Source organism: Nostoc sp. CHAB 5715, from assembly GCF_020829685.1.
Taxonomy (GTDB): Bacteria; Cyanobacteriota; Cyanobacteriia; order Cyanobacteriales; family Nostocaceae; genus Nostoc.
This window is the reverse complement of the sequence record NZ_JAIVFR010000090.1, coordinates 1-11,858: the sequence shown is the minus strand read 5'-3', so window position 1 is coordinate 11,858 and position 11,858 is coordinate 1. Positions and strand designations below refer to the sequence as shown.

The 11,858-nt window shown below is 45.6% G+C and carries 11 protein-coding genes; 6 read left to right on the top strand and 5 right to left on the bottom strand.

The window, feature by feature from the left end; all coding sequences use genetic code 11:
• A partial coding sequence (locus LC574_RS07420; protein WP_229452439.1) for a DUF6439 family protein occupies positions 1–199 on the top strand: 199 nt, incomplete at its 5' end.
• 112 nt (positions 200–311) lie between these two features.
• Here the strand turns inward: LC574_RS07420 and LC574_RS07415 are convergent.
• The 3 genes from LC574_RS07415 to LC574_RS07405 form a co-directional block, all read right to left on the bottom strand.
• Complete coding sequence (locus LC574_RS07415) at positions 312–716, bottom strand: anti-sigma regulatory factor (RefSeq protein ID WP_229452441.1); 405 nt, start codon at positions 714–716, stop codon at positions 312–314.
• A gap of 434 nt (positions 717–1,150) precedes the next feature.
• The gene (rlmD, locus tag LC574_RS07410) at positions 1,151–2,557 is read right to left on the bottom strand and encodes a 23S rRNA (uracil(1939)-C(5))-methyltransferase RlmD (protein ID WP_229452437.1); all 1,407 of its coding nucleotides are present in this window, start codon (positions 2,555–2,557) and stop codon (positions 1,151–1,153) included.
• A gap of 10 nt (positions 2,558–2,567) precedes the next feature.
• Positions 2,568–2,789 (bottom strand): hypothetical protein, encoded by a 222-nt coding sequence (locus tag LC574_RS07405; RefSeq protein WP_229452435.1) that lies wholly within the window; start codon positions 2,787–2,789, stop codon positions 2,568–2,570.
• 5 nt (positions 2,790–2,794) lie between these two features.
• On the opposite strand from LC574_RS07405, the gene LC574_RS07400 reads away from it, so the two are divergent.
• A complete protein-coding gene (locus LC574_RS07400; protein ID WP_229452433.1) occupies positions 2,795–3,280 on the top strand; it encodes an allophycocyanin subunit alpha-B in 486 nt (161 codons plus the stop codon).
• Between the two features lie 565 nt (positions 3,281–3,845).
• Here the strand turns inward: LC574_RS07400 and LC574_RS07395 are convergent.
• Positions 3,846–4,130 carry a hypothetical protein gene (locus LC574_RS07395; RefSeq protein WP_229452431.1) on the bottom strand — a complete coding sequence of 95 codons (285 nt, stop codon included), beginning with the start codon at positions 4,128–4,130 and terminating at the stop codon, positions 3,846–3,848.
• A 223-nt stretch (positions 4,131–4,353) separates the two neighbouring features.
• Here LC574_RS07395 and LC574_RS07390 point away from each other — a divergent pair, with 223 nt between their 5' ends.
• Complete coding sequence (locus LC574_RS07390; protein ID WP_229452429.1) at positions 4,354–4,668, top strand: hypothetical protein; 315 nt, start codon at positions 4,354–4,356, stop codon at positions 4,666–4,668.
• Positions 4,655–5,023 (top strand): type II toxin-antitoxin system death-on-curing family toxin, encoded by a 369-nt coding sequence (locus LC574_RS07385; RefSeq protein WP_229452428.1) that lies wholly within the window; start codon positions 4,655–4,657, stop codon positions 5,021–5,023. Before LC574_RS07390 ends, LC574_RS07385 begins: the two co-directional genes overlap by 14 nt.
• Positions 5,024–5,181: 158 nt before the next feature.
• On the opposite strand, the gene LC574_RS07380 is transcribed toward LC574_RS07385, so the two are convergent.
• Positions 5,182–7,542 carry a hypothetical protein gene (locus LC574_RS07380; protein ID WP_229452426.1) on the bottom strand — a complete coding sequence of 787 codons (2,361 nt, stop codon included), beginning with the start codon at positions 7,540–7,542 and terminating at the stop codon, positions 5,182–5,184.
• Positions 7,543–7,923: 381 nt separating this feature from the next.
• On the opposite strand from LC574_RS07380, the gene purL reads away from it, so the two are divergent.
• Both purL and LC574_RS07370 read left to right on the top strand, forming a co-directional pair.
• A complete protein-coding gene (gene purL, locus LC574_RS07375) occupies positions 7,924–10,353 on the top strand; it encodes a phosphoribosylformylglycinamidine synthase subunit PurL (protein ID WP_229452425.1) in 2,430 nt (809 codons plus the stop codon).
• 193 nt (positions 10,354–10,546) lie between these two features.
• Positions 10,547–11,858 (top strand): amidophosphoribosyltransferase (locus tag LC574_RS07370; protein ID WP_229452424.1); only part of this gene is annotated, 1,312 nt, incomplete at its 3' end.

The window sequence follows — 11,858 nt, the reverse complement described above, 5'->3', positions numbered from 1 at the left end:
GTTTTTTACTAACTATTCCCCTAACGATTGGCATCGCCTCAAGTCTAACCGCAATTCCCGCGCTAATGAACAAGTGGCAGCAGCTATTGTGTATCTTTTAAAGAATCAGCCACTAGAAGCTCAAGCTAGATTAGAACAAGCAATTGGTTGGTTAGATCGATCTATTTCTGCGCCTCCCTGTCCAACTCATGGGAAGTAGGGAATGGGGAATGGAGAGTAGGGAGTAGGGAGTAGGGAATAGGGAATAGTTAGTAAAAAACAACTAATCAATAACTTTCCCCACTCCCCACTCACCATTCCCCACTCCCCTCTTATCGCCGCAGAGATAAACGGGGACGATTTTCCATTTGTTTACAAAGTCTCAATTCTGTGCCTTTGCGGTTCCACTCTACCTGATCAAAGATTTGATGCAGAAGACATAAACCACGACCACTTTCTGACTCATCTGGTGGGAGATAATCTGTTGGTTCTTCTTCATTAGTAGATGAAGGAGTAAAGCCGCTACCCTGGTCTGATATTATCCACCAATATTGATTATCTATTAAGGAAAAACGGACTACAACTGTTTTACTGGGATCGAGATTATTGCCATGTTTAGCTGCGTTTACTAGGGCTTCTTGAAGTCCTAGCCGCAGTTCTGCTTGTAATTTTGCTGGGATTTCTGCCAACAGTAAATCTAATATTGGACAAAGGTAGAGGGTTGAGGCAAAGCTAATAGTGCCCTAATAACGTGCAACTGGACGGAGTGAAATTGTAATCACAAGAGAAACCCCATAGCTTTCAGTTAGCTAGACATCAGTTTGCTATTACAGGCACCCTGATAAAATTGAGGTGGTCATGCTGCCTTCAAACTTGCGTCTTTAAAACTAAATTTTGAAAATGCTAGGGAGCATTAGCTCTATAGTATGAGTTGGGATTGTTTAGATAGATAACGGCTGGAATAGTTTTGATAATGGATTTAGCAACTTAAAAAGATGCTACTAATTTGACAGAGTATTAGCATACTCTAGTTAATTGCCGATTTGTCATTTACACAATCCAATTCATATTTCTAAAAACCTATGCAGCTTGAATTTATTTAAACAAAATGAATTTTTATTTTTGCCTTAATTCAATTTTAGCATCTTTAGTATGCACTAGACTAAAAATTTCAAATTTCAGTTTTTGCAAAGGAATTACTATCCTTGTCCAAATGTGATAGCACAAGAAAGGCGGCAGCTTCAACATGAGCAGTTTGAGGAAAAAAATCAGCAGGTTGTACCCGTGTGATAGTATATTGCCCATCTTGACAAAGCAATTTCAGGTCGCGGGCGAGGGTGGCTACTTTACAGCTGACGTAAACTATCCGAGATGGTTTCAATTGCCGTAAAGTGTCGATGACTGCGCGATCGCAACCCTTACGTGGCGGATCGAGTATTACTACTTCTGGTATTATGCCCATTTTGGTAAGCAATTTCTCTACTGCCCCGACTTGGAATGTCACATTATCAATTCCGTTACGGTGGGCATTCAAAATAGCTTGTTCTACTGCTGCTGGTTGCACTTCTAATCCTGTAGCAATCCGGACTTTTTTAGCGAGGGGTAAAGTTAAAGTCCCTATACCACAGTAGGCATCAACTAGCAACTCATGCCCTTGAAGATTGAGTTCTGATTGAATTACCTGCAATAGTGCCTCTGCTGTTTCTGTATACACTTGGAAAAATGTATCTGGGCGCACTTGAAATTCCAGTCCAGCAAAATTTTCACGCAGGTGGGGGACTCCAGCGATGCAACGAGTTTCTGATCCAAAGATAGCATTTGTGCGATCGCTATTGCGGTTGAGCGACACTCCTACTAACTGCGGATAACGCTTTAACCATTCCTGGGCTTGGGTTTCAATTCCTGATAAATTCCAGTCTTTCACCACCAAAGTCAGCAACATTTCTCCAGTGTATCGGCCAATGCGTAAACCAAGATGGCGAATTTGTCCAAGGTGGCGCTGTTCGTCATAGATTCGCCAACCCCGTTGTTGGATATCCTGCTTAACTTCGGCAAGTAAGGGATTTAATCGGGAGTCTTGGACTGGACATTGATTTAAGTTAATTAATTGGTGACTACCTTTTTGGTAGTAACCAGCTTGTACCTGTCCTGTTGCCGATATACCCAGAGGATATGTAGATTTATTACGGTAGCCTAAAGCAGAAGAGGCGACGAGTACCGGATCTACCGGTGGTTGGACAAAGCCGCCAATGCGTTCCAAAGCTTGGATAACTTGATTTTGCTTGGCTACTAGCTGGTAATCATAATTGATATGCTGCCACTGGCAACCACCGCATTTATCCGCCACAATACAACTAGGTCGGATACGGTGGGGGGATGGTTCCAATAGCTCCTGGAGCTTCCCGTGGGCGTATTTTGGTTTAACATGTACCAAGCGGACAATGGCGCGATCGCCTGGTACAGTATCTGGGACAAACACAACACGCTCATCAGCGCGTCCCACACCATCACCTGTATCACTCAGGTTAGCGATCGTTACTTCAATTAATTCACCCTGTTGCCAAATTATTTTAGTCATTAGTCATTTGTTATTGGGCATTGGGCATTGAACATTGGGCATTGGGCATTGAGCATTGGTTATTAATCTTCTCCCTCATCTCCCTCATCTCCCCCTGCTCCCTCATCTCCCCCTGCTCCCTCATCTCCCCCACTCCCCAAACAGATAAATTCAATACATAAGTAGCTCCTATCCCTTCACTTGTGTACCTCCAACTCGCTAAACTAACAGATAATATTTCAGGTGATTTCAATAATCATGACTGTAATTAGCCAAGTTATTCTCAAAGCCGACGACGAACTGCGTTATCCCAGCAGTGGCGAACTTCAAAACATCAAAGACTTTTTGGAAACCGGCGTACAACGGACGCGGATTGCGGCTACCTTAGCCGAAAACGAAAAAAAGATAGTTCAAGAAGCAACTAAACAACTTTGGCAGAAGCGTCCTGACTTTATCTCCCCCGGAGGTAATGCTTACGGAGAACGCCAACGCTCGCTATGTATCCGTGATTTTGGCTGGTACTTGCGTCTAATTACTTATGGTGTGCTTGCCGGCGACAAAGAGCCAATTGAAAAAATTGGTTTGATTGGTGTGCGGGAAATGTACAACTCATTGGGCGTTCCCGTGCCTGGAATGGTAGAAGCGATCAATTCCCTCAAAACAGCCTCCCTTAGCTTACTGAGTGCAGAAGACGCTGCCGAAGCAGGACCCTACTTTGATTACATCATTCAAGCGATGTCTTAATACAAAGTGTGTGCTGGTTTTAGGAGTATACTTCCGGTCTACTAGAGTGAGTGTAATATATTAGCGCTCGATAGGCATAAGATACCCAATTTGATCATACCTTCCCCACATTTGGTAGTGGCTGTGGCAAAACCTCTGTCAAGTTACCAACCAGTTGTGGGGAAATTTTATGGATATGGGCATTGGGCATTGGGCATTAGGCATTGGGCATTGGGCATCCAAACATAAAAAACCGACAGTCCTTGATTAAGGCTGTCGGCTATTAAGTGTGTTCCCTATTAATGACTCGGCTAGAGTTCAGTTGTCATTAATTATGCCTAGCTGGGGATGGCAGGGAGACGATCCTAATCATAGATATGTGTGATTCTCGTCACATGATTGTTACAACTAAACTGCATATACCCGAATAATCTCTGAGTACCAGTAGATATCCGCAAACTATAGCGTTAAAAATTGTACCAATCTTACTTAGTTAACTTATCTTTAAATATCGCGCTTAAATTTACACAAAAGTAGAAATGCGTAGCTTGCCGCCGTAGGCATCACGCTTTGCAACATAAATGAATTAGCATCCCAAAATATTTTTAACGCCATTCACTAACATAGCTACTAATTCAAATGATGCGGTGGTTGCACCAATTGTATTAAGCATTGCTCCTACTGCTGCTGATATCGCCTCTATACTAGCTCCTGCTATAAGCATTGTTATTACTGTACTTGCAATAGAAACAATCCCAGTAGCAGCTATACCCGAACCAACTGAAATTGCGCCGACTATAGCAATAATAATACTCCATTCCAATGGATTAGGACTGTGACTAGCCAGAATAAAGATTATAGGAAAATTCATTTTACTATTTCAATAATGTTGCATTTAGTTAATCTTAATTTTACAAACAAGCGTTTATTTGTGATAATAGTAAAATTACTCAAATTATCAACCTTCAGTTTAATTGGCAGGAAATTAAGTGTTTTTGCAGTTGCCTTCATTGAGTAAATCACAATAGCGCGATAAGCTAGAGTTAGCAACAAAACTGATTCATAACTGGCAACGAACCTAGCTTGGGGTAACGATGGCAACAGGACAAAAGCACAGCACTTATTTATCAGAAGCCGAAAGCCGTTTGCGTCAACTTTCTCCTGAGAAGTTGCGAGTAGCAGTTGCAATTATTGCTTATCTACAAAAAACAGAAGAAAGCGAAGCAACTGAGAAACTATTATTAAATATTCCTGATTTTGCCCAATCTTTCCGCGAGATTGAACAAAATGAAGACAAGTTAGAAAATACTGCCTCAAATCAGATTGCCTCAGATGAAGAGGTATGGCAGGCTTATTTAGCTTCTAAACAGAAATGGCAGGAGGTTTACCGTCGCCTTGCAGACTCCTAGATTTCTTTCTATTTCTCAAGTCCTAGACATTCACCAAGATGAGATAAACAGCTTTGGTGGAACATCTGGTGTCAGAGACGAAGGTTTGCTAGATTCAGCATTGGCACAACCTCAAGCTACTTTTGGCAGCGAACTTCTCCATCCTACAATTCACGAGCAAGCAGCAGCATACCTGTACCATTTAGCAATGAACCATCCGTTTATTGATGGCAATAAGCGCACTGCATTTGCGGTTATGGATACCTTCATAACTTTAAACGGCTACAGTTTGAACTTATCCCAAGAGCAAGCTTACAACTTGGTGATTCAAGTAGTTCAAAAAGAAATATTCAAGAAGAATTATCTGCATTCCTAGAACTGCATCTGCAAGGCAAGTAAATCGATAGAATAATTCTCTGTCCCCCATAGTGCATTTTCATGATTGATTCTTGCCCCTTAGGTTCAGTACAATGGTTAGGTTTATACTTCAGCTTTCTCCAAAGGTTAAAACACGAGATAGAGGAATTAACAAACCTATGCCCCGTTTGCTAAAGTGCTGTAAGAGAAAGAGCTATCTGCAAAGATAAATTTCTCAAAGCCAGTGGTAGAGAAGCTAATGGGGTTTTCATTGTTGTTGAAAGTGATGTTGGCACTTTTAAGGGTATTGCCAGAAATAACACCAGATACCAGCAGTTGGGAGCGATTGAAAGCTCTCAGATCGAGGGTATCAAAACCGTCTCCGCCATCAACAGTTGCAGCACCGAACCCTTTGAAGTAGTCATCGCCAGCACCCAGAGCAATGTTGATGCCGCCACCGATAGAGACTTTTTGTTGAACTCCATCTAGGATACTGGTGGCGATAATTTCGTCATTGCCATCGCCAGTCTTGATAATTCCTTGTCCATAAATGCCATAGGCAGTACCACCAATTGTTGCTGTAGCCTGTCCAGTAAGCTTGTCACAACCCTTGCCGGTATCAATTATTCCATCGTTGACGATGCCATAGGCGGTGGAGTTTGTTCCAGAACTGTTTCCATAACCCGTAATCGTGTCGTTGCCCCACCCTGTAGTGATAGTGCCGTCTTTAGTGTTCTGGATGCCGGTTCCAGCACCAGCGTCGCCGATGCCGTCGGCAGTAAGGTTGCCTATGCCACCAGTACCAGTCCCGATAATCGTGTCTTTTCCGTTTCCCGTATCCAGTTTGCCACTGTTGATGATGCCGATCCCAGTTCCGCCGTCGTTGCGGATAATACCGCCGTTACCCCCAGTACCGATGCCAGTGATTGTGTCTTCTCCGTCCCCTGCATTTAAAGTGCCACTGTTAGCGATGCCTGTCCCACCTGTCCCCGCTCCACCGTTGCCATCATTGTCGCCGTTGCTGCCAGTTCCGGTACCGGCGATCGCATCTTTTCCGTTCCCTGCATTCAGAGTGCCACTGTTAATAATGCCTGTCCCAGTAATGCTGATGACGTTGAAGTAGATGATGTAGTTGGGGATGCCAGTAGTACCGATACCGGTGATTGTGTCTTCTCCGTCTCCTGCATTTAAACTGCCACTGTTAGCGATGCCGATCCCACTACCAGTGCCGTTGCTGACGCCGCCGTTGCCGTCGTTGCCCCCAGTACCGATGCCGATGATCGTGTCTTCTCCGTCTCCTGCATTCAGACTGCCATTGTTGCTGATGCTGATGCCTGTCCCAGTACCACCGCTACCGCTGCCAACGGCGGCGCCGCCGTTGCCGCCAGTACCGATACCAGCGATCGTGTCTTTTGCATTCCCTGTATTCAAACTGCCACTGTTGGCGATGCCTGTCCCAGTCCCGCCGTCACCACCTCCCGCATTGCCAGCGTAGCCGCCGTTGCCGCCCTTCCCTGTACTGGTGATCGTGTCTTCTCCGTCTGCCGTATCCAGTTTGCCACTGTTAGCGATGCCGATGCCATCTCCACCGGGGCCGCCACCGTTGCGGCCATTGCTGCCGTTGCCACCAGTACCAGTACTGGCGATCGTGTCTTCTCCGTCCCCTGTATTAAAATTGCCACTGTTACTGATGCCTGTCCCAGTTCCGCCGTAGCCGCGATTACCAAAAATATAGTCGCCATTGCCGCCCTTCCCTGTACCGACGATCCTATCTTTTCTATCCCCTGTATTAAAATTGCCACTGTTAGTGATGCCTGTCCCAGCTCCACCGACCCCGATTATGGCGCCCCCGTCGTCAGGATTTCCACCTCCGCTACTACCGCCATTGCCGCCAGTACCGATGCCAGTGATCGTGTCTTCTCTGTCCCCTGTATTCAGACTGCCAGTATTGGTGATGCCAGTTCCATCTCCACCGTCACCAGGGATCAGCAGACTTTCGTTACTCCTGCCACCGTTGCCGCCCTGACCAGTGCCAGTGATTGTGTCGTTTCCGTCCCCTGCATTTAGAGTACTACTATTGGTGATGCCTGTCCCAGTACCACCATCGCCGCCGTTGCCACCGATGCCGCCGTTGCCGCCCTTCCCTGTACCCGCGATCGCGTCGTTTCGGTTCTCTGTATTCAAACTGCCACTATTGGCGATGCCGATCGCACTACCACCATCGCCTCCAGGAGCGAGTTCGATGCCCTTGCCGCCGTTACCGCCCTGACCAGTACCTGCGATCGTGTCTTCTCCATCGCCCGCATTCAATTTGCCACTATTGGCGATGCCTGTCCCACTACCGCCGTTGCTGCTACCTTCGAGGTCGTTTTCGCCTGTAGCGATGCCAGCGATCGTGTCTTTTCCTGAGCGCGTATAAATGAAACCTCCAGTTAAAATATCAATACCAGTTGCCACGGATACATTTAACTGTTCCCCTATTAAAGTGTCGGAACCAGTGGTGCCAATGAAATTTGGTGGAACGGTAAGTCTAGGCATAATCAAAATCCTCTGAATTAGGTTTAAATACTCACATTGATGGAAGTGCGTAGGCGTAGTCCGCACTTCGGCTGCGCTCAGTGACCACCGCAGGCATCGCGTTCAGAATAATGGCTTGTCTAGACAGGCTGATAGCCATTTCTATAGCCTGGAAATTATCTATGCACGTTACAACAAAATAAAATTTTATTACTTTCTACTCAGTACAATTATCACTACTTCAGGATTTAATACAGTTTATCTTTAAACGTATTACGAATATTTATTAAGTAAATATATTTAGTTAATCTTTAGCATTTAGCCATAAACCATCCAATAACTGCACCTACAAGGTAAGTAAATCGATAGAATAATGCTCTGTACAATTGGTGCATTATTTCCATGACCGCCACATCTCCTGCTTTCTTTTCCCCGCAAGAAATCGCTGCTGAAGGTCTTAAACCAGAAGAATATGAAGAAATTGTCCGTCGCTTAGGGCGTCATCCCAACAAAGCTGAACTGGGAATGTTTGGGGTGATGTGGTCAGAGCATTGCTGTTACAAAAATTCTCGACCTCTACTCAAACAATTTCCCACTGAGGGGCCCCGCATCCTCGTGGGCCCTGGTGAAAATGCTGGTGTTGTAGATTTGGGTGACGGACTCCAACTAGCTTTTAAGATTGAATCCCACAACCACCCATCAGCTGTAGAACCATTTCAAGGTGCAGCAACGGGAGTAGGCGGTATTCTCAGAGATATTTTTACAATGGGTGCGCGTCCCATTGCTCTATTAAACTCACTGCGCTTCGGTTCTTTAGAAGATGCCAAAACTCAAAGGCTGTTCCAAGGTGTAGTGGCAGGAATTGCCCATTATGGTAATTGTGTGGGAGTACCCACTGTTGGCGGCGAAGTTTACTTTGACCCGGCTTATTCTGGTAATCCCCTGGTGAACGTTATGGCACTAGGATTAATGGAAACACCAGAAATTGTCAAATCTGGAGCATCTGGCTTAGGCAACCCCGTGCTTTATGTTGGTTCCACTACCGGGCGCGATGGCATGGGAGGCGCAAGTTTTGCCAGTGCAGAATTGAGCGATCAGTCAATAGACGATCGCCCTGCTGTGCAAGTGGGCGATCCATTTCTGGAAAAGTCGTTAATTGAAGCTTGTCTGGAGGCGTTTAAGACAGGTGCAGTTGTTGCCGCCCAAGATATGGGAGCAGCCGGTATCACCTGTTCTACCTCAGAGATGGCGGCAAAAGGCGGTGTGGGAATTGAACTCGATTTAGATAAAATTCCTGTCAGAGAAACGGAGATGGTTCCCTATGAATATCTGCTTTCGGAATCTCAAGAACGAATGCTGTTCGTTGCCCACAAAGGGCGTGAGCAGGAATTAATCGACATTTTTCACCGTTGGGGACTTCAAGCCGTTGTCGCTGGTACTGTCATCGCTGAACCCATCGTGCGGATTCTCTTTCAGGGTGAAGTAGCAGCAAAAATTCCCGCCGAGGCTTTGGCGGAGAATACCCCACTATATGAACGCGAATTGTTGACAGAACTGCCAGAATATGCACGTCAAGCTTGGGAATGGAAACCTGATTCCTTACCTCCTTGCACAACTGCTGGAATAGAACTGCAAGAAGGCGTGCAAAGTTGGAATGATATTCTGTTAACTTTGCTCGATACACCCACGATCGCATCTAAAAACTGGGTATATCGTCAGTATGACCATCAAGTACAAAATAATACTGTAATATTACCAGGTGGTGCAGATGCGGCTGTTATCCGTTTGCGTCCCCTTGAAGAAATCTCCAATCTAAAATCCCAAATCCAAAATCTAAAATCAGGAGTGGCGGCGACGGTAGATTGCAATCCTCGTTATGTTTATCTTGACCCCTACGAAGGAGCTAAGGCAGTAGTGGCAGAAGCTGCACGCAATCTTAGCTGCGTGGGTGCAGAACCTCTGGCGGTGACGGATAACCTGAATTTTGGCTCTCCAGAAAAACCGATTGGTTACTGGCAATTGGCAGAAGCTTGTCGCGGTTTGGCAGAAGGTTGTCGAGAATTGGCAACACCCGTTACAGGCGGTAATGTCTCTTTGTACAATGAAACTCTTGATGCCCAAGGCATCCCACAACCTATTTATCCCACCCCAGTAGTGGGTATGGTGGGCTTGATTCCCGATATCACCAAAATTTGTGGTCAAGGTTGGCAAGCAGTCGGCGATATAATTTATCTTCTCGGATTGCCTGTGGCATCCAAAATCAGTTTGGGAGCATCGGAGTATTTAGCCACTATCCACGGTACTGTTGCCGGAAAACCACCACGGGTAGATTTTGACTTGGAACGCCGCGTCCAGAAAGTTTGCCGTGAAGGAATTCGTAATGGTTGGGTACGTTCAGCCCATGATTGTGCTGAGGGGGGATTGGCGATCGCATTAGCAGAATGTTGCATTTCTGGCAATCTTGGTGCCGAAATCAATTTAGAAATAGCACCAACGCAGTTAAACCACGGCAGTTGCTCCACTTGGGGAGACCCCAAGACCGCACTGCCTCGGTTGGATGAGGTGTTGTTTGCCGAAGGTAGTGCCAGGATTTTAGTATCTGTAGCATCAGAACAACAAGAAATTTGGGAATCATACTTACAGGAACATCTGGGTCAAGAGTGGCAAAAACTGGGAACGGTTCGGAATTATGAGACGGGTTTGGGGGTTTTCACTACTGATAACCAAGCCTTAATCAAAGTTAGGATCGAAGATATCAACGATCGTTATTCCCACGCGATCGCTAGGCGTCTTGCCATCCATACCACTAACCCTAAAGAAGTTAGGAGTTGAAAGTGAGGAGTTAGGAATAAAAACAGACGCGATTAATCGCGTCTCTACTCCTAACTCCTAACTCTTTTATTAGCGTCTCTGATCATAAGTACGGTACTGTTTTAATAGATGGTTAAAGATTTATTAAGAAAACTGCAACTATCTATAGACATAATCCCAGTGACTTGACCCCCCCACCAGGAGCAAAGTTAGCATGATTTCGATTCATTCTGTCACTTCGGATGAATACCCCGACCAGACCAACAACCCAATCAATAGTCATGAAAATCAGCCTGACAAGCCAGAAGAAGCTTGTGGTGTTTTTGGCATCTACGCACCAGGAGAAAACGTTGCTAAACTGACCTACTTTGGATTGTATGCCCTCCAGCATCGGGGTCAAGAATCAGCCGGTATTGCCACCTTTGAGGGTACACAAGTACACCTCCACAAAGATATGGGCTTGGTGTCTCAAGTTTTCAATGAATCCATCTTGGATCATTTGCCTGGTAACCTTGCTGTTGGTCACACTCGTTATTCCACCACAGGTTCTAGCCGCAAAGTTAATGCCCAACCTGCAATACTGGAAACTCGCTTAGGTTCATTAGCTTTAGCACACAATGGTAATTTAGTCAATACCGTACAATTGCGTCAAGAGTTGCTTGAGAAAAAATGCAACTTAATCACGACAACAGACTCAGAAATGATCGCTTTTGCGATCGCAGAAGCCATTAACGCTGGCGCAGATTGGCTAGAAGGTTCAATTCAGGCATTCCATCGTTGCCAAGGAGCTTTTAGTTTAGTTATTGGCACTCCTAACGGCGTTATGGGTGTCCGGGACACCAATGGCATTCGCCCTCTAGTGATTGGCACTTTGGCTGGTAATCCAGTTGGTTACGTTTTGGCTTCCGAGACTTGTGGTTTAGACATCATTGGAGCCGAATACCTGCGAGACGTAGAACCAGGCGAATTAGTTTGGATTACTGAAGAAGGTTTGGCTTCCTATCATTGGAGTCAAAAGCCCCAGAGGAAATTGTGTATCTTTGAGATGATTTACTTTGCCCGCCCTGATAGCGTCATGCACAACGAGAGTTTGTACAGCTATCGGATGCGGTTAGGACATCAACTAGCTAAAGAATCCTTTGTAGATGCTGATATTGTCTTTGGTGTTCCTGATTCAGGTAACTTTACGGTCGTGGGGATGATGCAATACGCAAGTGCAGGCCAAACCATCACAGTCAGAGAGTGTAATACTTCTACTTCTTCCGGTACCCTTGGTTATGTCGTCGGCAGAGAAGTTAACACAGGCGGCCCCGGAGCCAATTTCTATAGGAATGAATACAGGCAGTTTGCTGTCGGAGAAAACTTCTATTATACCGTTCCCACCGGATACTCAGTTGAGAACATGGATTTCATTTATATCAGAGGAGTGGCTTCCTACTCGGTGCTGTCGACTACCCTTTCCGGAGCGACACCTGATGCCGTTTCGGGTAGTGAATACAGGTATAATGTAAGGAAGTACTTCGCCG